The sequence below is a fragment of the Pseudomonas sp. DWP2-2 genome, from assembly GCF_049897065.1.
Lineage (GTDB): Bacteria > Pseudomonadota > Gammaproteobacteria > Pseudomonadales > Pseudomonadaceae > Aquipseudomonas > Aquipseudomonas paracarnis.
This window is the reverse complement of the sequence record NZ_JAFCVN010000015.1, coordinates 43,104-65,003: the sequence shown is the minus strand read 5'-3', so window position 1 is coordinate 65,003 and position 21,900 is coordinate 43,104. Positions and strand designations below refer to the sequence as shown.

Here is a 21,900-nt window from a genome sequence, read left to right as displayed (position 1 = left end):
GAACAATGGCTGTTCTCGCATCGCATGCTGACGTTGGCGAGCCTGGCGCTGTTCACCTTGGGCATGGCTTGGTTTGCCGTGCAGTTGCGCATGGAAGCCGGGTTTGAAAAGCAGTTGCCCATCGGCCATGAATACATCGAGACCTTTGAGACCTATCGCAATGACTTGCTCGGCGCGAATCGGTTGACTGTGGTGGTCAAGGCTCGCCAAGGGACGATCTGGAGCCAGGCAGGGCTCAAGCGTCTGTATGACGTCACCCAGGCGCTGATCTTTCTGCCCAACGTGTCGCGCAGCAGCGTGCGTTCGTTGTGGACGCCCAACGCGTTCGTCAATGAAATCACCGAAGAGGGCTTTCGTGCCGACCCGCTGGTACCAGGGACGGTAACGCCGGAAAGTCTCGATGATACGAGCATAGCCATGATCGCCAACTCGACGGCGCAGGGTGGTTTTATCGGAACGCTGGTGGCTCGCGACCAAAGCAGCGCGATGATCACGGTCGACCTCAACGAGTTCGATACTAACGGCCTGCGCCTGGACTATGTGGCTTACAACCAGGTCCTGGAGCAGCAGATTCGCGGTCAGTTCGAGGACATGGATTTCGAGATCCAGATCATCGGCTTCGCCAAGCAGATCGGGGACATTGCCGTGGGCGCTTCGGCGGTTTTCGAGTTCTGTCTGCTGGCCTTGTTGCTGACAGCGGCTGCGGTGTTCTGGTACTGCCATTCGCTGCGTTTCACCTTGCTGGCGGTGGGTTGCTCGTTGGTTTCGCTGATCTGGCAGTTCGGCGCTTTGCGTCTGCTCGGCTATGGCCTCGATCCGTTGGCGGTGCTGGTACCGTTTCTGGTGTTTGCCATAGGGGTATCCCATGGCGTGCAGCAGATCAACTTCATCATTCGCGAGATCGCCTGCGGCAAGTCGGTGGAGGGCGCGGCGCGTGCCAGTTTCAGTGGGTTGCTGATTCCCGGCACACTGGCGTTGGTCACCGCATTCGTATCGTTCGTGACGTTGCTGTTGATCCCGATACCCATGGTGCGGGAACTGGCAATCACCGCTTCACTCGGGGTGGCGTTCAAGATCGTCACCAATCTGGTGATGCTGCCCGTGCTGGCCTCGATGCTCAGGGTGCATGACGGTTACGCCGCAGCCGAGGAAGTTTCTCGCCAGCGCCGTGTCCGTTGGTTACACGGTCTCGCCCGTTTGAGCGAATGGCACAACGTGCGCTGGGTGCTGGGTATGGCCGTGCTGATCTTTGTCACGGCGGCGTGGCAAAGCCATGATCGAGTCGTCGGTTCTTTACAGGCCGGAGCCCCGGAACTGCGCGAGGATGCGCGCTTCAATCGGGATGCGCTGTCGATCGCCAGCAATTACGACATTGGTCTGGACTGGCTCAGTGTGGTCTTCGAGGTCAAGGTCGATGGCGGTGCGAACGACTGCGAGAACGTCGCTCTCGGCCAATATCAGGACCGTTTTGTCTGGGCCATGCAAGGTGTGCCTGGTGTGGTCTCGGTGACCTCGTTTTCCAACAGCCTGCGCCAGTTCAACGAGGGCTATAACGAGGGCAACCCGAAAATGAACGCGGTGCCCATCGACCCGACCAACTACTCGTCGATGGCCGCCGAGGTGGCTCGCGTGCCCGGCATGATGCGGCCTGATTGCAGTATGACCGCGGTGCATTTGTTTCTCGCCGATCACAAGGCAACCACCATTCACCGGGTGATCACCGCGGCCAAGGCTTTCCGCAGCCAGTTCACTCAGCCCGGGGTGAGTGTACGTCTGGCGTCCGGTAACGCCGGCGTGATCGCGGCGATCAACGAAGAAGTGGAACGCAGCGAGTTGCCGATGATGCTTTACGTCTACGGCGCTATCGCGCTGCTGGTGTTTGTCGTCTACCGCGATTGGCGCGCAGTGCTGGTCTGCTGCCTGCCGCTGACTCTGGGGACCTTCATCGGCTACTGGTTCATGAAGGAGCTGCAGATCGGCCTGACCATCGCCACCTTACCGGTCATGGTGCTGGCGGTCGGCATCGGCGTGGATTACGCGTTCTACATCTATAACCGTTTGCAGCTGCATCAGGCGCTCGGGCAACCGATCACCAAAGCCGTGGAGCATGCATTGCTGGAGGTCGGCGTCGCCACGATTTTTACTGCGATCACCCTGGCGGCGGGCGTCGCCACCTGGGCGTTTTCCGACCTGAAGTTTCAGGCAGACATGGGCAAGCTGTTGGCCTTCATGTTTCTGGTCAACATGATCATGGCTATGACCGTTCTCCCAGCCTTCGCAGTATGGCTGGAGCGGACATTCCCGCGACGGCGCCCAGTGCGCCTGATCGGCTCACTGGTGCATTGAGGAGACAGCCATGCGAAACCTGATGCCTTTACTGGTTCTGATGTTGCCGGCGTTATTGCAGGCTTCGTCCTTGTCGGCTGTACCGGCTACACAAACGGCCAGCGCCAATGCCGCGACGCTGTTGAGCGTTGCCCGGGCCGGGGAGCGAACCGTTGCCGTCGGCGATCACGGCGTGGTGCTGTTGTCGGATGATCACGGTGGGCATTTCCGTCAAGCGACATCCGTGCCGTTGGCCACCCCTCTGACGGAGGTGTCCTTCGTCGATGCCCGTCAGGGTTGGGCCGTTGGTCACTGGGGGGCGATTCTGGCCACTACTGACGGCGGCGATACCTGGCAGGTGCAGCGCCTTTCCAGTGCAGAAGATCGGCCACTGTTTGCCGTGCACTTTTTCAATCCGCAGCAAGGGGTGGCGGTGGGGCTGTGGTCGCTGGTGCTGACCACCGATGACGGCGGCAAGCACTGGACCGAGCAGCGACTCGAAGCTCCGCCGGGTTCGAAGCGGGCCGACCTAAACCTAATGGGGCTGTTTGCCGATGGGGAAGGGTGCTTGTACGCCACCGCCGAACGCGGCCAGTTATTGCGCTCAGACGATCAGGGCAAGCACTGGCGCTATGTGGATACCGGTTACAGCGGCACGCTGTGGACGGGGGCGGTGCTGGGCGACGGCTCGCTGCTGGTGGGCGGGCAACGCGGCACGTTGCTGCACGGCTCCGCCGACGGCGCACGTTGGCAGCGCGTGTCGCTGCAAAGCAAGAGCTCGGTCACCGCCATCGATGTTTCCGGGCAAACAGTCATCGCCGTAGGTCTGGACGGTTTGATCGTGCGCAGCGACGACGGTGGCCAAAGTTTCCATGAACAACCCAGCGGCGACGGGGTTTCGCTCACGGCGACACTGCTGAACGGGGATGGCTCGCCGATCGTCTTTTCCCGTAGAGGCGTCGTTTCTCGGCACTGATACCGGCGGTATGTCGGGAGTCGAACGCCATGCTCGTTTCCCGACACGTCGGCGCGATTTTTTCTCAAACGAACTGCTGATTTCCGGCCGAATTTCCATGCCTGAATGAGTTTCTATAGGTGCAAAATAATAAACATAACGAATGTTGCGTTAATTAATTTTGCTTGTTAGAGTCGATGGCAAATAACAAGACGCAGCACGCTGCAAGCGCAGCGGCTGCCACTCTCGATGGAGGTACTTTGATGATCTCGCTCAAGTCGACACTCACCCTGCCAGCCGCTGGACTCACCGGTTTCGAAACCCCGCTGACGGAAGAGGAGGCTGCGATTCAGGCCTCCGTGCACCGCTTCGCCAAAGAAGTGTTGCGACCATTGGGTCGCGAGCTGGACCGCATGACCGCCGAAGAGGTGGTTGCCCCTGGCTCGCCTTACTACTCGCTGTTTGCCGAGTTCGCCAAGCTCGGCCTCGACCCGGCGCTGTTGGCACAGTTGCCGCCGGACATGGCGGTGCGAATCGAATCGCTGATCGGTGAAGAACTCGGCTGGGGCGACGCCGGGCTGGCGATCTCTTTGGGCTGCGCCGGTTTCCCTCTGCAAATGGCCGTTGCCGCCGGCAATGCCGAACTGGTCGAACTCTGCCAGGGCCGGATCGGCTGCTGGATGGCCACCCAACCCGACCGTGGCAGCGACAACCAGATCTTCGACATGGCGCGAGACTGGCCAGCGGGCAAGCTCGGCAATATCGGCAACCTGACCGCCAAAGTGGTTGGCGATGAAGTCATCCTCAACGGCCAGAGCTCGGCGTGGGTCTCCAACGGCGTCATTGCCCAAGTGGCACTGGGCTTGATCTGCGCCGATTACGGTGACGGTTTTTACGATGAGAACGGCCGGCCGCACGGGATTGCGCTGATTATTCCGCTTGATCTGAAGGGCGTGTCCAAAGGCAAGCCGCTGGACAAAATCGGGCAGCGATCCTTGCCTCAAGGCGAAATCTACTTCGACAGCGTACGAGTGCCTCGGCGCTTTGCTATCGCCGAGCGCGACAACTACTACGGCGCCGTCAGTTCTTCCTGGTCGTTCGCTGGCACCCACATGGGCCAGGTGTTTACCGGTGTCGCACGAGCCGCCTTCGAAATGGCCCTGCAGTACTGCCATGAGCGCCGCCAGGGCGGGCACCCATTGATCGACCACCAGATGACCCGTCTGCGCCTGGGTGACATGTTGCGTCGGGTCGAAACGGCCCGTGCGGTCGCCCGACGTTCGCTGAGCTTCGCGCGCCTGTCGCCGCAAACCCATCCGTACGCCACCGCCTCCGCCAAAGTCACGGTGACCGAAGAGGCGATGGCCGTTGTGCAGGAAGCTTTCCGCCTGTTCGGTGGCAATGGCACCACCCGTGAATACTCGATCGAAAAACTCTTGCGTGACACCCAGTCGTCATTGATCGAGGACGGCGAAAACCGGGTCCTGACCATGCGCCTGGGGCTGCTCGCCCAGCAGCTGTACGCCGAAGGCTGGGCTAACAACTGATTCTGAATGCACCCGACATCACTCATCCAACAATAACAAATGAGGTAAATCCCGATGGCCAAATATCCTGTCGTTGTCTATGGCGCCAGTGGTTACACCGGCATGCTGATCATGGACTGGTTGATCGACCAGCACATCCCGTTCACCGCCGTCGCTCGCAACGCCGCCCGTGCTCAGGAAATGATGGCACAACGCGTCGTCGGCCTGGAGTCGGCCACTTACGAAATCATTGAATGCGCCCACGAGGTCGACGCGCTGGTCTCGGTTTTCAAAGGTGCGCGCGTGGTGTGCAACACGGTCGGCCCGTTCATCAATTTTGGCCTGACTGCCGTAGAAGCGGCCTTGAAAGCTGGCTGCCATTATCTGGATCCAGCCGGAGAGCAGGCGCACATTCGAGCCTTGCGTGATCAGTTCGGCGAGCTGTATCGCCAGGCCGGGCTGCTGCTGTCGCCATCGCTGGCGTACATGTACACCTACGCCGAGATCGCCGCCGAATTGGCCCTGGAAACACCGGGCGTCGATTCGCTGGAAACCGCGACACTGACCCGCGGCCCACGCACCGGTGCCGCTGGGGTGACTGTCGGTTCAACGGCGACCATTTTCGAGGGCGTCCGTTACCCCGGCGCCTACCTGTGGGAGAAGGAACTGGTGCCTTATGCGCCGAACACAAGCTTCAACGTGGTTTGTCCTGATCTGCTGGAAGCTGTGTTCTGCCTGCCTTGGGGCGGCACTTCACTACCGGTATTTTACGAAGAGGATGGCCGGGTACGCAGTTGCATGTCCTGTGTCGGCTTCTACGACAACCCGGTGATGAAAATGGTCCACGGCCTGGGTGAGAAGTGGGAAGCCGAATACAAGCACCTGCCCAAAGAACAGCAGGACGCGGTGATCCAGAGCCTCGTGCAATCGACCACCCCGAGCATGCCACCGCGTGAACGCAGCACTCTGCAACGCACCGTTGACTTCGCAATCGGTCGTGGTCAACTGACGGCCGTGCGTGCCACCGTGCATGGCATCACGCCTTACATCGCCACCGGGGCCTTGCACGCCGCAGTCGTGGTCAAACTGTTGAATAACGACACCGCCAGAACCGGTTTCGCCTCGGCCTCGAAAGCCTTCGGTCATCGCTATCTGCTGGGCTTCCTCGAGCAGCGTGGCCTGGCCCGCGCAACCGTTACTCAACTGTGAAGTGAATAACATGGCGATTATTGATTTCTTCGACCGTGGCTGGCGGATCAATCCGCACGGCGCGGCGTACATCCAGGACGATCGGGTGTTCACCTTCACCGAAGTCCGCAACCTGTCTAGCCGGATCGCCAACGCGCTGTTAGCCGCCGACCTGCCCGGCGGCACCAAGGGCGCAGTCTGGTCGGCCAACGATGCGGTGGCCTGGACCTGCACCCTGGGGCTCTGGCGCGCCAACCTGTGCTGGATTCCCATCGGCGCACGCAACAGCGCCGAAGAGAACCGTCACGTGCTCGATGCCTTCGACTGCGAGGTGCTGTTTTTTCAACGAGAGTTCGCGCCGATCGTCGACGCGTTGCGTTCGAGCCTGCCGAAAATCCGGTTGTGGATCTGCATCGACGAGCACTTGCCCGGGGCGCCGTCGCTCAAGTCCTGGATCGCGGATCAGCCGGCCACGGCACCGAAGGTCGAGTATCAACTCGATGATGTCGTGGCGCTCTCGCCAACCGGCGGCACCACGGGGCTGCCGAAAGGGGTGATGAACACTCATCGCAGCATCCAAACGTTCTGCGCGCACTTTATGATCAATTTCCCATATGCCGATGAGCATCCGCCGGTCAACCTGGCGGCGGCGCCGATGACGCATACCGCCGGCACGCTGTCCCTGCCGTGCACCTCGCGCGGAGGCACCGTGGTGATCATTACTAAGCCGGATCCTGCACTGATGCTGGCAATGATTCCGAAATACAAGGTCACCGAGACCTTTCTACCGCCGACGGTTATCTATCGACTGCTGGATGTTCCGGATCTGGCGCAGAAGGTCGATTTCAGCTCGTTGAAGTATTTCCTGTACGGCGCGGCACCGATGTCGGTGGACAAGCTCAAGCAAGCCATCGAGACCTTTGGCCCGGTAATGGCCGGCGGTTACGGTCAGACGGAAGCGCCGGCCTCGATTTCCAACCTGCCGCCCGCCGAACATTTGCACGGTGGACGTCTTGCAACGGACGAGCGTTTGTCATCGGTAGGCCGTCCTAATCCGCTGGTTCGGGTGGAAATTCTCAGCGACGCCGGAGACATTCTCGGCCAGGGCCAAACCGGAGAAATCTGTGTGCGCGGCGATCTGGTGATGAAGGGCTACTACAAGGATCCGCAGAAAACCGCAGAAACCATCGTCGATGGCTGGCTGCACACCGGCGACATCGGCCATTTCGATGTGCACGGCTACCTGCACATTACCGACCGCAAGAAAGACATGATCATCTCCGGCGGATTTAACGTTTATCCCAGTGAAGTCGAGCAAGTGCTGTGGAGTCATCCGGCGGTGCAGGACTGCGCCGTCATCGGTGTGCCAGATGAGCAATGGGGCGAGGGCGTGAAGGCCGTGGTCGAGTTGAGCGCCGGGCATACCGTCACTGCTGAGGAGTTGATCGAGCTGTGCAAGACCCGGCTCGGTTCGGTCAAGTCGCCGAAAACCGTGGATTTCATTGATGCATTGCCACGCAGCCCGGTCGGCAAAGTACTGAAAAAAGATCTGCGTGCCCATTACTGGCAAAACGTTGAGCGGCGTATCTGAGGGAAATGATCTGATGGAACCTATTTACATCGCCGGCATTGCCATGACCGAGTTCGGTCGCCACTTGGACCGAAGCCTTCAGGATCTGGCGCTGGAGGCCTTGCAAGGCGCACTCGCCGATTCCGGTGCCCTGCGCGCCGATATCGGTGCGGTGTTCTACGCCGGGATCACCAACGGTCATCTGCAAGGGCAACTGTCGATTCCCGGGCAGGTGCTGTGCAGCAAGATCGGCCTCGAAGGGGTGCCGGTGTACAACGTCGAAAACGCCTGCGCCTCGGGCAGTACCGCGGTTCATCTGGCAGTGCAGAGCTTGCGCTCGGGGGCTACCGACGTAGCCCTGGCGTTGGGCGCGGAGAAAATGAACGTGCCGGACAAGGCGCGGGCGCTGGCCCTGTTCGAAACCGGCTGGGACGTTTCCACCGCCGAGGAAAACTACGCGACGCTGGTGAAAATGGGCGAGGGCATCGTGGTGCCGCCGGGCTCGGAATCCGATCGTCCATACAGCAAGTTCATGGCCATCTATGCCGCCATGTGTCGCTGGCACATGAAGACCTACGGCACCACTCAGCGACAGATTGCAGCGGTGTGCGCCAAGAATCATCAACACTCGGTGCACAACCCGTATTCGCAATTTCGCAAGACCTTCACCATTGAAGAAGTGCTCGCCGCGCCGCCGATCACTTATCCGATCACGCTGCCGATGTGTGCGCCGTTATCCGACGGCGCGGCCGCCGCGATTCTCTGTACCGAGGCGGGATTGAAACGCATTGGTGCCGACCCGAAACGTTGTGTGCGGATCGCCGCCAGCGTGATCCGCAGCTTCACCCTGCGTGGGCTCGACGAGCCGCACAAGCACGTCAGCCTGTTGGCAGCGCGTGAAGCCTACGAAATCGCCGGCCTTGGCCCGCAGGACATGCACGTGGCCGAAGTGCACGACGCCTCGGCCATGGGCGAAATCATCCAGGCGGAAAACCTCGGGCTTGCGCCGCTGGGGGAGGGTGGGGTGTGTGCCGAACGCGGCGATTTCACCCTGGGTGGTCGCCTGCCGATCAATCCCTCTGGCGGCCTGGAATCCAAGGGCCATCCGCTGGGTGCGACAGGGATCGGTCAGTTGTACGAGCTGACCACCCAGTTGCGCGGGGAGGCCGGTGCACGCCAGGTACCCGGTGCGCGGCATGCCATCCAGGAAAACGGTGGCGGTCTGCAAGGTGTAGAGGAAGCAGCCGTCGCTATTCACATCCTGAGTCGATAGGAGCACATCACATGTCCATGACCTACCAATCACGAGAGCTGGAAAGCCACTTCGCCGGCGGGCATTTCCGTCGGCTGGGTGGCTGGGTCGAAACTCCGGCTGATCTGCAACCCGAGCTTGAGGGCGATGTCAGCGCGGACGTCATCGTGATCGGTGGCGGTTTCGCCGGGCTGTCCACCGCCCTGGAACTGACGGCGTTGGGGGCCAAGGTTGTGGTGCTGGAGCAGGCGTTTGCCGGTTTCGGCGCCAGCGGGCGGAATGCCGGCTATCTGGGCGGCAGCGTCGGCATTGAGTTCGAGTTATTCTTGAAACGTGTTGGCAAGGAAAAAGCGCAAAAAATCGTCAAATTCTATGACGAAGCTGTCGCCTACGTCGAAGGTCGCTTACGCGAATTGGAGATCGACTGCGACTACAACGCATCGGGCATCATCAGGGCGGGCATCCATCCGTCGCAGGAGAAAAGGCTGCGCAAAAGCATGGCCGTGGGCCACGAATTGGGTTCGCAAACCGAGTTTCTGGATCAGGCACAAATGCGCGCGCGGGGCATTCCACCGGCCTTTCTGTTTGGCTGCCTGCAACGCCACGGCGGTACGCTGGACCCTGGCAAATATGTGATGGGCCTGCGCCGCGCTGCACTTCAGGCGGGAGTGAGGCTGTATGAAAACACCAAGCTTGAGTCGTACTCCGACGGGTCGACGATCACCTGCCGGACGCCACGCGGGCAGGCGAGCGCGCCGATAGTGGTGCTGGCCACCAATGCCTATACGCCGCAACTCGGTCTTCTGCGCGACAAAGTCGTTCCATTTCGAGTGTCGGCGGTCGAAACCGAGCCATTGACACCACAGCAGTTGGCATCGCTGGGCTGGGCAGGGCGGGAAGGGTTAACCACGCCGCACCTGGTGATGGAAAGCCATCGCCTGACCGCACGCAATACGCTGCTGATGACCACTAAACGGCTGGGTTATGCCTACGGCTCGAAAACCCCGAACATTCCCGATGAGGTGACCTACCGCGCGTTGCAAGACAACCTTGGCGTGCGTTTCCCGACGTTACGCGGTGTCGGCATTCAAGCGTGCTGGAGTGGTTACGTCAGCATGGCCTACGACGCGTTGCCGGTGGTGGGCGAAACCGGGTCGCACCACAACATTCTCTATACCGCGGGTTGCTCCGGACACGGCGTCGCATCGCAGTCGCTGATCGGTCACCTGCTGGCGGAAAGAATCGGCGGTATCGAGCATCCGCTGCTCGCCGCGTTGCGGCATAAAACCCCGAAAACCCTGCCCGAACCGCTGCAGTGGTGCGCCGTGAATGTGGCGCTGGGAGGGGCACATCTGCTGGACGAATACACCAACCGCAAAGTTGCGCGCCCTCATGCCTGACGGCTGAGGCTTATAGAACCAACACGCTGAGTTTGCATGATGACGCTGACCTTGAAGTCCTGGGGCCGGTAGGCGTTCGCCTGGAGAAAGACAAACGAATGTTTGCGTTTTCGTCACCCCTTTTTTACTGCCGCACCCACGCTCGGCCACGGGCGTTCAATTCAACAATAACGTGATGTGAGGCAACGAACATGAGCACTGACGCCCCTCCTGATTTGAAGCGCAGGCAACTACTTAAACTGGCCGGTGCCACTGCCGCCGTGGGATCGATCGGTTTGAACATTGGCCTGGCCACTGCCGCCGATGCGCTGCTCAAAGACAACCCGGACGATGTGTTTGATGTGGTGATCATCGGTGCCGGCCTGGCTGGTTTGACCGCCGCTCGTGATCTGCATCTGGCGGGTTGCGAGTCGCTGCTGGTGCTTGAAGCGCGTGATCGTGTCGGTGGCCGCACGCTCAATCATGACTTGGGTTCCGGCTATATCTCCGAGGCCGGAGGCCAGTGGATCGGCCCCGGACAAACCGCCGTAGCGGACCTGGCCCGTGAGCTTGAGGTCGGCACCTTTCCCAGTTTCTATGAGGGGGAAACCGTGATCCTCGGTGGCGATGGACGTGTCGCCGTCGATTTGAAAGGCACCTTCGGTACCGACGAAAGCGTCTCGGCAAAACTCAGCGAGCTGTCGCGTGATGTGCCGTGCGGCGCGCCATGGAAATCCCCCCGACTGGCCGAACTGGACAAGCTCTCGGCAGGCGACTGGCTGGCTCAGCAAAACATCAAACCGGAAGACCGCGCAGGGTGGAATGCCAGCTTTCTCCTGACCTGCGGCGTCACACCAGCGAAGATGGGCTTTCTGCATTTTCTGTCGATGATCAATTCGGCCGGCAGCGAATACATGCGGCTCGACTCGATCAAGGACAGCGCGCAAGGGACGCGGGTCGTCGGCGGTTCACAGGTTCTCAGCAGCAAAATGGCGCAATTGCTGGGTGACAAGGTTCGCTTGTCGTGCCCGGTGCGCAAAATTGCTGACTGGAACGGCGACATCGTCAGACTGCAAACGGATCAGGGCGAGATCCGCGCCCGGCGCGTGATCATGGCGATTCATCCAGCACTGTGCCAACGCCTGCAGTACGATCCACCGCTGCCCGAAACCCGCGCCGCCCTGCAGCGAGCCTGGCCGGCGCACTCGCCGGCACGCAAGACCACAATGGTCTACCCGCGGCCTTTCTGGCGCGACAAAGGCTTGAACGGCCATATCATTCAGGTCGGTGGGCCGGTCATCTGGGCATACGACAACTCGCCGCCAAACGGCGAAATCGGTGTGATCAATGCGTTCATTTTGAATGCCGCAGCCCCCACCGACCTAGAGGCCGCGAAGCGTATGCAGACCGAAATCTATGCACGTGCCCTGGGGGACGCAGCGCTCGAGCCGGTTTCCTATCACGATCATGACTGGGCGCATGCCGACCCGTGGACCATTACGTGCGTGTCGCCGATTCCCCCCGGTTTCTGGTCGACACATGGCGAGGCACTGCGTCCGCCCTGCGGCAATCTGTTCTGGTCGGGCACCGAAACCGCTGACATCTGGGCAGGTTACATGGACGGTGCCGTGCGCGCCGGACGCCACAGCGCCTTACAGGTGCTCAACGCATTACGTAGGGTGTAGGAGGCGGCAATGAAAAAAATCATAGCGCTTGGCGTCATCGTGGTCATTGCGGTGCTATTGGCGATTTTTGGCCGCGATCTGCTCGATCTGTATCGGCTGCAGAGTTACATCACCACCTCCACTGAGGCCTACCAGGCCGAACGCGGAAACTGGCCCCATCTGACCGATGCCTGCACCGGTTGCCATGGCAGCCACGGTAACTCGATGAACTCGAGGTATCCGAGCCTGGCCGGGCAACCCGCCGCGTATCTGTCTGCCCAGTTGCGCAATTTTGCGAGCGGACAACGGCTTGCGCCCAACATGGGGCCGTTGGCGATGACCCTCAGCCCGGATGATATTGATCTACTGGCGAATTTTTATGCCCGGCAATCGGTCGTTGCCCATGCGGCTGTCAGTCCTGACGAGGGGCTGAGGGATCAGGGCAAACAACTGGTGCAAACCCGAGGCTGCACCGCCTGCCATGGTGCCCAACTGATGGGCCAAGACGCCTTCCCACGCCTGGCTGCACAAGGGCAGGACTACCTTTTGGCCCAGCTCAACGCTTTTGCCAGCGCCGAGCGCATTGAGCCCAGTGGTGCCATGCAAGCCATGGCCGCAGCGCTGTCAGCGCAGGAGCGCCAAGCGATTGCGGCTTATCTGGCCGCACTCGTTCCTCAACCCCGCTAATCCATCAAATTATCTGTCAGCTGTACCGAGGCTATCGTTATGGAACCGAGAAATATTGTGCTGTGCCTTGCCTGTTTCTTGCTGCTTGCCAATGGGCTGACCTTCGGCATCAGGTTTCTGAAGAAAAGAAACCTGCTACTGGCTCTGGAGTGGTTTGTGGTTGCCTTTTCCGCAACAAACTTCCTGGTTTTTTTCCTGACGGGATCGGAGCATGCGTACCTGATTTCATACTTTTGCGACGCGTTCTCCAGAGCCTTTGGGATTCCGCTGATTACCGCGCTCGGGCTGATGGCGGTGACGCATGCCTACAAGCCGTCTGTGGGCAAGGAACTCATGATGTTTGCCGGCGCTCTGCTGGGCACACTCGCGTTGATCTCGGCCAAGGTTCTGGTCCCGCTCCTACCGTATTTCTACGTGCTGATGTGGATGATATTTTCGGTCTACCTGGTGTATTTCGCAGTACGCCTGGCAACCGTTGGAGAGTCACTGCACGCGATCGGAGTGATGTTTGGCATGCTCGCCTCACTGACCATTGCGTGCATCTACGACTTCTACAAGATCCCCGGCGACGATAGCAATGTACTGCTGAACTTCTACGTGCTTGCACTGACGACCTGGGCTTATCTGCTGGTGCACCTGTATTACGCGTATTGCGCGCTGGAGCGCGCGAAGGGCGCAATGGCAGCTCTGCAAACGCGCTGAGGGGTAGTTGAAGTGTTCGAAGCCGCCGTTCTGGCGGCTTTTTTGCGTGATGCAGAGGAGGACGGGGGGCATCCTTGCCCGTGCAGGATCAAGGGTTCAGCTTGGCCAGATAATGCGCCACGGCCTTGATGTCTTCATCGGACAGGGTGCCCGCCATGGCATTCATGGCCTGCGTCGGATCGGTGCGTTGGCCACACTTGAAAGCGCTCAATTGATCGCTCAGATAAAGCTGCCCTTGTCCGGCGATACGCGGAGCCAGGGGGCCGCCAGAGAGTTTTTCGCCGTGGCAGGCTGCACACCCGTTGGCGGCGACCACACGCTGACCGCGCTGGTCCAGCGCATCATCCTTCGTCGGGACTTCAGTCACACCAGGTTTCTGTTCGGAAAAATAGGCGGCCAGACGTTTGATCTGCTCGTCCGTCAGATTGGCCGCCAGTGGCTCCATCTGTGCGCTGTGGCGACGTCCTTCGGCAAACGCGTGCAACTGGTTTTCGATGTACGCTGCGGTCTGCCCTGCAAGCGCTGCGTATTGAGCGTCGCGCGGTTGACCGTTAGCGCCATGGCAAAGCGCGCAGGTGTCCTGTAACTGTGGCCACGCACCGCCATTGGCCTGGTATGCAGCGTCGTGCTGATCCACGGCCTGCATGAAACGATAGCCCGCCCACAGTTCCGGTCCATACATCGCAATTGATCCGGCCAACGCTGCGCTCACGACGATGGCTCCAACCATCATAATCCGCTTCATCAGGCGTTCCTCCGAGGTTGAAGTAACGCCTGGAGCGCTTCCATTGCCGCGCGATGTCCGGCGCGGACTGCACCGTCCATTGCCCCGGCCCAGATCTGCGCAGTCTCGGTACCCGACCAGATCATGCGGCCGACCGCCGGCGTCAGATACTCGCCCCATTGCGTCCAGAAACCGGGAGGCATGGGGGAAATACAACTCAAACTCCACGGGTCGATCTTGCCCCAGTCCAGATCATGAAACTGAATCGGGTGCAGGGCTTGTTCGCCCATGGCGCTGGCGTAGATCGCCGACAAGGTGTCCTGCGCGGTTTTGGGGTCATGGGGTAATTGGCCAGTTCTGACGAAGCCGCTGAGCACACCCAGGCTGGCGTCCTCCGGCGAATTGTCAAAGGCCCAGATCAGCGGACCTTCCACTTGCACGATCTGGCCGTTGAGGCCTTGGTCGCGCCAGAACGGGCGCTCATAGACGTGCACGGTCTTGCGCATCGGTGCATGGGCCGGCCAATGCCGATGCAGCTCGGCACGCCCGGAGGGCAGGGGTGGATCGAAGACGATCTGATTGCACAGCGCCGGGCTCAGCGCGGCAATCACCTGCCGCGTGCGCATGATGCCCTGATCGGTATGCAACTCGACGACATCACGATCCCAACCGACAATCTTGCGCACTGGGCACGCCAATCGGACTTTTTCTCCGAGAGCTTGCGCCATCTTCAAGCTGAGGATTTGCGAGCCGCCTACCAAACGTGATTCCTGTGCACCCCCTTGGACACCTTCGAGCTTTTCGAGACGGCAGTCAGAGGAGTTGATCATCGCCAGGTAATGCAGGAGCCCCATGCCGGCCGGCGTGGTACCGAAGGTGAGGCTCACGGACATGTTGAAGCCGATCTTGTCGACATTGCTGATGCCTTGCCCGGCCAGCCATTGGCCAATCGAGAGTTTGTCCAGCTCACCCGCATCCTTGGCTTTCCACGGCGCTTTGCTGGGGACGCCTTCGGCGAGTTTGTTCAGTTTTGCGACGATGTCAGTATTGGAATTCGGACCATCGCTGACGTCCTCTTGGACTGTTACCTCGTCTATCAGATAGACCGCCTTGCCCTTGTAGTACGTAGGGAAGGTTGCGACATCAAGCTGTCTGGCCAGATCGGCGATTGACGTTTGACCGGGGCCGATCCATTGCCCACCGGCCTCGCAGATTACGCCATTGCCTAGGTCATGGTTAAGGGTGCGACCACCGACGCGATCGCGGGCTTCAAGCACGACAAACGACTCGCAGCCAGCGGCCTGGAGGTCTCTGGCAGACGTAAGCCCGGACAGGCCTGCGCCAATGATCACCACATCCAGTATCGAGGTGTCTAAAGGTTGGGTTTGCGCCATCGCACGCCCGGTGACACCGAGCCCTCCGGCGAGGGCCGAGCCTCCAACCGCTTGCAATAACAATCGTCGCTGTCGTGATTGCGTCGACAGTTCATCGAGATCCGCATCCATCGTCACCTCCGTCTTTTAGTTATAATCACAGATGTTATGCAAATATATGACGGAACAGGAATTCAGCAAAGTGAAATCGGCGCAATGGCGATTAACCGAGGGGGTGAGAGATAGGCGGGCGCCATCAAGCAGGATTCGCTGCGCAAATGAAGCGAATCTTCTGGATGCCTGAGGGCAGGGTAGGGTTTAGCGAGCGGGGCTGATCAGCGTGATGACCGCATCCATCAAGGCCTTGCTGCGTTTGGCTTCAAATCGCTCTGGCTCGATTGGCAACATCATCATCCAGCCGTCACTCAGCGCGCTGAGCTGATCGGCGAGCAGATCGGCAGCAATGTCCTTGCGAATGATGCCCTGGGTTTGTCCTTTGCCCAGAATGCTTGCGAGATCCTCGCGAAAGCGCGAGTAACGTTTCTGGATTACGTCGGCAAACACCGGTTCGTGCCGGGCGTGTGCAAGCATCTGAAACAGGGCCAGCCAACGCGCCGAGTCGTTGGCTTGAGTCAGGTTCAACCACTGCTCGATCATTGCCCTGATATCGACTTTTTCCTGATCGGCATCCAGCAAGTGATCGAACTCGTCAAACAGACTCTGCGCCGCCGCCGTGATCATTTCTTCTTTATTGGCAAAGTAATAGGTCACGGCGCCCGTGGTGCAGCCGGCATGGCTGGCAACTTTGCGCAGAGACGTCCCGGCATAACCCTCCTGCGCAATGACTTCGATGGCTGCAGTCAACAGTTCACCGCGTTTTTCCAGACGGTTACCTACCGGGCGGCCGCGACGTGGGGCGGGCGCTGAATCACTGTCTTTGGAGTGCTGACTATCCGTGGAAGGCGCTTGAGCATCATGCATGAGAGAAAGTGATTCCGTTGGTTGAAGGCGTTGAGCCGGCAGCGGCTGCGAACGCCATTTTGGCTTGGCACGTCGCGATCATGCAATCGTTCAGATTCGACCGCTGCCAATCACCGCGACGGCCCGAACCTCCACGCGCAAGCCCGGCATTGCCAGTTGTGAAATGCCGACAGCGGTCCAGGCTGGATAACGTTCAGGGAAGTATTCGTCCTTTACCTGTCCAAAGGCGTGCACTTCGCCCTGCAGATCGGTATGAAACGTCATCAACTCGACGACATCAGCCAGGCTTGCGCCGGCAGCTTCGAGGATGGTCCGCAAAGACTGAAACGCCAGATGGGATTGCGCCTGGATGCCTTCGGCGGGAACCATGGCCTCGTCGATACCGACCTGGCCGGACACCCAGATCATGTTGCCGACGCGTGTTGCCTGGGAAAAGTGGAAGTTGTCGTAGATTGCCTGGGTGTGACCAGGGTTGAAGGACTGACGCTGCAGGACTTGAGTGTTCATGGCAATGCTCCTTTTATATTAATTGGCGGAACGTTGGGTGGCGGAAGCCGTCTCCCGCTTTCAGGGTCGACAGCTCTTCAGTAAACAGCACGCCTTGCTGCGGGTAACCGCTCGCGCTGTTTTCTGGTAAAGGATGGAAGGTGGCGTCGTCGCCAAAGAAACGGAAAACGAAGGTGTGACGATCCGGGAAAGCTTCATCCACTGGAGCGCCACCATGCAGTGAACCCGGATGCAGCAAGACGATATCGCCAGGCTCGGTAGCCCACGAAATGATGTCGAATGATTCGGGATCGTTTTGGCGCAGCGCCTCGATATCCGGCAGGCGTGGTAATGCGTCGCCGCCATGCAGCGGTTGAGTCGGATCGTTAGGATCGCGAAACGTAGTGCCGTCGTAGCGTGGTCCTTTGTGCGAACCTCGAACGATTTCCAAAGCGTTTTTCTTCGGCACTGATTCAAAACTGATCCAGGCATTGGCCCAGTGGCTTCCGGCCCATGGTAGATAAGACGTGTCCTGATGCCAAAGCGTGCGAGACCCGCGCCCACCTGCTTTGAGAAACACCTCTTCGGCGAAGTACCACACGTTTTCCGAGCCCCAGAGCTGCGCAAACAGCTGGCCAAAGGGCAGGGAGGTTACGAGTTCTTCAAGACGGGCTTTGGCGACGGGGTTGGCATTGTCAACATGGGACTGTTGCTCAGTCCCGTCGAACATTCGGGTTGCATGAGGGCCGTGATTCTCGACTGCCCAGTCATAGGCTGCCCGGCACTCAGCCAATTGATCTTTGTTCAGAAAACCTTTGATCAGGACGGCCCCGTCTTCCAGGAACGCCTTTCGCACAGAGAGTTGCATGAGAGCTTTCTCCTCGAAAATGCCACGTGGCAATTTCGATGCTAGCAGCCCTCAAAATTAAACACAACGACAGTTATGTTAATTATGAAGAGCCATTACGATGACAGAATCCTGAAGATCTGTGCATACCAGCAACGGCGCCGTCACGATCAAAGATGAGGGTTTCAGCTGCGCAGTCCTCACTCGGTGCCAAGCATCACCTTGTCTGAGCGCACAGCCCTTATCCAGGTATCGGCTTTTTGCGTAGCTATAGAAAGCCTGGATCGCTCGTAGATGCGCCGCCGCAGTATTGAAAACGCGGCGCCTGAGTTTGAGTTGGACGTACATGAGCGGACAAGCATGGGCAACGGCGCGCGTCACCAGCTTGCCCGAGCAGCGGTAGTCGTTGACCTGAAGAGGACTCGTCATGAGCACTATGGACATGGCTCATTGGGAGAGTAGGCGTAATAACGAATTCGTCGAATCAGTGACTTACGTCGCTTATGAACATATCCGACATAATACATTATTTAACATAATATACATTATGCGAACCGTCCTATGCGGAGCTGGGGGGCTCTGGTGGTCAGATTTCGAGCCTGGCACAGGCTTCGATCACTTGGCAGCAACCCGTACCTGGATATCAGTAAAGCGTAAGTCAAACAGGCTCGCGACACCTGACGACAACTCCGTCACGGTTGGCTTATCCGAGCACGTCATGAGAATCTACACGCTCAAACTACAGCTACCGATAATTGAGGTCATGGATGAAATTCAAGTTGTCCTTCACGCGCAAGAACAAATCAGACTCAATGGAAATGGACATTTTCACACTTGAAGTCGATGCTCATGTTGAGCCAAAACGAATCGCTGATTTTGATCAAGGCACAGCTTCAGTTAGCTTTGGATACCCAGGAATCACTGAGGAATACAGTATTGTCAGTCCACCTACCCAAGATGACCTAGTAGTTTTGGAGCAGGCCGGCAAACCGATTTTCAGGCTTTGGCAGCGAGATTCGGATGATTTGAGCATTGGTGCACCGATTACGGTGAGCCAAGGCGAATTCGACCAGACTCAGGGCAGTGTTACCCGACGAACCTGGTGATACACGCGTAAATTAGATGGAGGGCCATGAATTCTGGTCCCTTCGCCTCCGTACATATTCATATGCATTATAACTAAACTAAATGACTATTTAGTTTAGTTATATCTGATCGTTATCCATCAAAGCCTAAACCGATCCACCGACTGCGATAGCTTCCCCGCCAAACTCGACAATTCATCCGTCGTCGACGCCGTCTCGCCAATCACCCGACTGTTACTTTCCGACATCCCCGCAATCCTCTCCACCTGATGAGCAATCTCATTACTGGCCAAGCTCTGTTCACTGATGGTGCGAGAAATATCATTGACCAATTCAGTAGTGCTCAACGTGGCCTGGAGGATCTCGCGAATGGCGCGTTCCACTTCGGCAGTCACCGCCATGCCCTTGTCCACTTGGGCAACACCCTCCTCCATGCTGATCACCGCTTCACGGGTGTTTTGCTGGATACTGCCGACCATGCTGGCGATTTCCTGAGTGGAGGCGCTGGTGCGTCCGGCCAGGCTGCGCACTTCGTCGGCCACGACTGCAAAGCCGCGCCCTTGTTCACCGGCGCGGGCGGCTTCGATGGCGGCGTTCAGGGCCAGCAGGTTGGTCTGGTCGGCAATCCCTTTGATCACCTGGATAATGCTGTAGATCGCCTCGGACTCCTTGTCCAGCGTGCGGATCACTTGCGCCGACTGTTGGGCAGAACGGGCGATGCCGTCCATGTCGCTGACCACCTGGTGGATAACCCGGCCGCCGTCCTTGGCCAGGGTTTCAGCCTGACTGGCCATGTCCAGGGCACGTTGGGCGTGACGGGTGATTTCTTCGATACTGGCGGTCATTTCGCTCGCGGCGGCGGCCATGGTGCTGGCGGCGACGCTTTGTTGCTGGCTGCTGCCTGCCACTTCATGGCAACCCTGGCTGAGGCGCTCGCTCATGCCATTCACGCCATGGGCATTGCTGCGAACCACTTCGATCATGCCGCGCAAATCCCGCTGCATCGTCGCCAGGCTGCGAATCAGTGCACTGGCTTCGTCCTGGTTCTTGGGTTCGGCAATCGGCTCGCTCAGGTTGCCATGGGCAATGCTCTGGGCAATACGGCTGGCGGTGCGCAACGGCCCCATGATGCTCAGGGTCACCCAACGTCCTTGTGCCAGCAGCAACAGCAGGCTCGCCCCCAATACAATAATCAAGGTCCAGTTAGCGTTACTGATGGTTTGACGGGTACCAGTGCTGGTGAGTTGGGTATTGTTTTCGATCAGTTCGCTCAACGCCGCCATTTGTTCTTCCAACTGGCTGAACGCGGCATTGAAGGTCTGCAGTTCCCCTCGTGCGGCCTCTGGATTCTCCAGGGCCAGCGCGACGATGCGCTCGCCGGCACTGATGTAGGTGTCCAGGCTGGGTTTGATTTTTTCCAGGCTGGCCTTGATCGAGGCGTCCAACGGCAGCTTGAGATTGTCCGCCAGCACCTCGCGAAAGTGCTCGGCATGCTCCTTGATCGAGCTGTTGACCTCGGCCGGCGTACTGGTGCTTTTGCTCAGCCCGACCAACATCGCCGACAGTACATCCGCACGCAGGGCGTCGTGCATCATGTCGGCTTCCATGTGGTTGCGCAGTACCGTCATGCTGACGTCGTTGTCCTGTACCGCATCGGCCATCCGCGTATTGCCCAGGTAGCCAGCCAGGCTCATGATCAAAGCCGTGAGCAACCCGGTCGCAATCAACAGCACCAAGCGTAATTTGATCGTCATAGTGGTACCCCGTGCCAGGAACGCCGGTTGGGAACCCAACCGTTTCAATGTCGCTGCTAGCTGTATCGGCAGCTGTTGCTTGTTAGTGAAGCCTAAGTTTGCGGATCTGCGCGGTTCCCTTAAGCTGACCGTCCGTTGCTCTACCTGGATCTGCCAAATGCCTCAACGTATCGCCCGTCTCGCCCTGTTGCTGGGCTTGATCACCGCCGTCGGCCCGTTTGCAATCGACATCTACCTGCCGGCGCTGCCCACCCTGGGCGCCAGCCTCCAGGCCTCGCCGGCGGCCGTGCAGATGAGTTTGACGGTGTTCTTTATGATTATCGGCGTGTGCCAGTTGTTCTACGGCCCCCTCAGCGATGTGTTCGGGCGTAAACCGCCGATTTATGCGGGCCTGGTGATCTTTGCCATTGGCAGTGTCGGCTGCGCGCTGGCACCGACCATCGAAGTGTTGATTGGCTTTCGTGCGGTGCAGGCGTTCGGTGCCTGTGCGGGGATGGTGATTCCACGGGCGATTGTCCGTGACCTGTACACCGGCCATGAAGCGGCGCGTCTGATGGCTTTGTTGATGCTGGTGATGAGTGTTTCGCCGATCCTCGCGCCACTGGCCGGTAGCGTGGTGATTTCGATCTGGAGCTGGCGCGAAGTGTTTGCCGTGTTGGCGGTGGTGGCCGTTCTGTGTCTGGTGATGACCGCAGTACAACTGCCAGAAACCCACCCGGCCGAGCGCCGCCTGGGCAAGACACTGGGCCAGGCGTTCGGCAGTTATGGCGCCCTCCTCCGCGACCCGGTCTTTACGGGCTTGTCGGTGGTGTGCGGGTTTGGTCTGGCCACCTTCTTCGTGTTCATCGGCAGCGCGCCCTTCGTGTACATCGAGTTTTTTGGCCTGACACCGACCCAGTTCAGCCTGTGCTTTGCGCTCAACGCGGCCTCGTTTTTCGCCATGAGCCAATTGACCGCCCGCCTCAGCGCCCGCTTTGGCCTGGCGCCGTTGATTCGCTGGTCGGTGGTGGGCGTGGCGGCGGTCATGAGCTTGCTGGCGGGCACCACACTGTGGGGTGACAGCCTGGGCTTGATGATGGGGCTGTTGTTTATCGGTTTCGGCTTTCTTGGCCTGCTATTGCCGGCGGCCGGGGTACTGTCGCTGGAGGATCATGGTGCGGTGGCAGGTTCTGCGTCTGCACTGCTGGGTGCGATCCAGATGGTCACAGCGGCTGTGGCGATGACCTTGGTGGGTATCTTTGCCGACCATACACCGGCGCCGATGTTGATCGGTATTGCGCTGTGTGCGCTTGCCGCGATGCTGACCACCTTGTGGACGTTGCGGCGCTTACCGGCTCACTTGACCTCAAGCGTCCCGCCTTCCTCTTGAGCACAGGAGCAGGCAGATTCAACATTCTGGTTG

18 protein-coding genes and 1 pseudogene are annotated in these 21,900 nt (G+C 59.3%); 12 read left to right on the top strand and 7 right to left on the bottom strand.

Going from position 1 to position 21,900, the window contains the following annotated elements; translation table 11 throughout:
• Positions 1-24 precede the first annotated feature (24 nt).
• The 10 genes from ACP7CZ_RS24260 to ACP7CZ_RS24215 all read left to right on the top strand — a co-directional run bounded on the left by ACP7CZ_RS24260 (position 25) and on the right by ACP7CZ_RS24215 (position 13,248).
• Positions 25-2,346 (top strand): efflux RND transporter permease subunit, encoded by a 2,322-nt coding sequence (locus ACP7CZ_RS24260; RefSeq protein ID WP_233097359.1) that lies wholly within the window; start codon positions 25-27, stop codon positions 2,344-2,346.
• 10 nt (positions 2,347-2,356) lie between these two features.
• Positions 2,357-3,301 carry a WD40/YVTN/BNR-like repeat-containing protein gene (locus ACP7CZ_RS24255; RefSeq protein WP_294165546.1) on the top strand — a complete coding sequence of 315 codons (945 nt, stop codon included), beginning with the start codon at positions 2,357-2,359 and terminating at the stop codon, positions 3,299-3,301.
• Positions 3,302-3,543: 242 nt separating this feature from the next.
• The gene (locus tag ACP7CZ_RS24250; protein WP_294165543.1) at positions 3,544-4,827 is read left to right on the top strand and encodes an acyl-CoA dehydrogenase family protein; all 1,284 of its coding nucleotides are present in this window, start codon (positions 3,544-3,546) and stop codon (positions 4,825-4,827) included.
• A 54-nt stretch (positions 4,828-4,881) separates the two neighbouring features.
• Positions 4,882-6,015: a saccharopine dehydrogenase family protein gene (locus ACP7CZ_RS24245; RefSeq protein WP_294165541.1), complete on the top strand. Its 1,134-nt coding sequence runs from the start codon at positions 4,882-4,884 to the stop codon at positions 6,013-6,015.
• A 10-nt stretch (positions 6,016-6,025) separates the two neighbouring features.
• Positions 6,026-7,585: an AMP-binding protein gene (locus ACP7CZ_RS24240; RefSeq protein ID WP_054896437.1), complete on the top strand. Its 1,560-nt coding sequence runs from the start codon at positions 6,026-6,028 to the stop codon at positions 7,583-7,585.
• A 13-nt stretch (positions 7,586-7,598) separates the two neighbouring features.
• A complete protein-coding gene (locus ACP7CZ_RS24235; RefSeq protein ID WP_054896438.1) occupies positions 7,599-8,837 on the top strand; it encodes a thiolase family protein in 1,239 nt (412 codons plus the stop codon).
• Positions 8,838-8,848: 11 nt separating this feature from the next.
• A complete protein-coding gene (locus ACP7CZ_RS24230) occupies positions 8,849-10,216 on the top strand; it encodes an NAD(P)/FAD-dependent oxidoreductase (RefSeq protein ID WP_054896439.1) in 1,368 nt (455 codons plus the stop codon).
• 191 nt (positions 10,217-10,407) lie between these two features.
• The gene (locus ACP7CZ_RS24225; protein WP_054896440.1) at positions 10,408-11,880 is read left to right on the top strand and encodes a flavin monoamine oxidase family protein; all 1,473 of its coding nucleotides are present in this window, start codon (positions 10,408-10,410) and stop codon (positions 11,878-11,880) included.
• Positions 11,881-11,889: 9 nt separating this feature from the next.
• Positions 11,890-12,546, top strand: coding sequence for a c-type cytochrome (locus tag ACP7CZ_RS24220; protein WP_089041693.1), 657 nt, complete (start codon positions 11,890-11,892; stop codon positions 12,544-12,546).
• A gap of 39 nt (positions 12,547-12,585) precedes the next feature.
• Entirely contained in the window at positions 12,586-13,248 is a 663-nt protein-coding gene (locus ACP7CZ_RS24215) for a hypothetical protein (RefSeq protein WP_236454252.1), read from the top strand.
• 88 nt (positions 13,249-13,336) lie between these two features.
• Here ACP7CZ_RS24215 and ACP7CZ_RS24210 read toward each other — a convergent pair whose 3' ends face one another.
• The 5 genes from ACP7CZ_RS24210 to ACP7CZ_RS24190 form a co-directional block, all read right to left on the bottom strand.
• Complete coding sequence (locus tag ACP7CZ_RS24210) at positions 13,337-13,993, bottom strand: c-type cytochrome (RefSeq protein ID WP_054896443.1); 657 nt, start codon at positions 13,991-13,993, stop codon at positions 13,337-13,339.
• Positions 13,993-15,477: a flavin monoamine oxidase family protein gene (locus ACP7CZ_RS24205; protein WP_054918971.1), complete on the bottom strand. Its 1,485-nt coding sequence runs from the start codon at positions 15,475-15,477 to the stop codon at positions 13,993-13,995. The genes ACP7CZ_RS24210 and ACP7CZ_RS24205 overlap by 1 nt, the downstream gene beginning before the upstream one ends.
• A 186-nt stretch (positions 15,478-15,663) precedes the next feature.
• Positions 15,664-16,326: a TetR/AcrR family transcriptional regulator gene (locus ACP7CZ_RS24200; protein ID WP_054896445.1), complete on the bottom strand. Its 663-nt coding sequence runs from the start codon at positions 16,324-16,326 to the stop codon at positions 15,664-15,666.
• Between the two features lie 90 nt (positions 16,327-16,416).
• The gene (locus tag ACP7CZ_RS24195) at positions 16,417-16,833 is read right to left on the bottom strand and encodes a RidA family protein (protein ID WP_054896446.1); all 417 of its coding nucleotides are present in this window, start codon (positions 16,831-16,833) and stop codon (positions 16,417-16,419) included.
• A 13-nt stretch (positions 16,834-16,846) separates the two neighbouring features.
• On the bottom strand, positions 16,847-17,680 hold the full coding sequence (locus ACP7CZ_RS24190; protein ID WP_054896447.1) for a phytanoyl-CoA dioxygenase family protein: 834 nt from the start codon (positions 17,678-17,680) through the stop codon (positions 16,847-16,849).
• Positions 17,681-18,426: 746 nt separating this feature from the next.
• Here ACP7CZ_RS24190 and ACP7CZ_RS24185 point away from each other — a divergent pair.
• On the top strand, positions 18,427-18,765 hold the full coding sequence (locus tag ACP7CZ_RS24185; protein WP_294165527.1) for a hypothetical protein: 339 nt from the start codon (positions 18,427-18,429) through the stop codon (positions 18,763-18,765).
• Positions 18,766-18,884: 119 nt separating this feature from the next.
• Here the strand turns inward: ACP7CZ_RS24185 and ACP7CZ_RS24180 are convergent, their stop codons facing one another.
• Positions 18,885-19,610 (bottom strand): methyl-accepting chemotaxis protein, encoded by a 726-nt coding sequence (locus ACP7CZ_RS24180; RefSeq protein ID WP_370712708.1) that lies wholly within the window; start codon positions 19,608-19,610, stop codon positions 18,885-18,887.
• Between the two features lie 132 nt (positions 19,611-19,742).
• A pseudogene (locus ACP7CZ_RS24175) lies at positions 19,743-20,498 on the bottom strand (MCP four helix bundle domain-containing protein); the annotation flags it as partial.
• A 157-nt stretch (positions 20,499-20,655) separates the two neighbouring features.
• Here ACP7CZ_RS24175 and ACP7CZ_RS24170 point away from each other — a divergent pair.
• Positions 20,656-21,867: a multidrug effflux MFS transporter gene (locus ACP7CZ_RS24170; RefSeq protein ID WP_054896498.1), complete on the top strand. Its 1,212-nt coding sequence runs from the start codon at positions 20,656-20,658 to the stop codon at positions 21,865-21,867.
• The last annotated feature ends 33 nt before the right edge of the window (positions 21,868-21,900 follow it).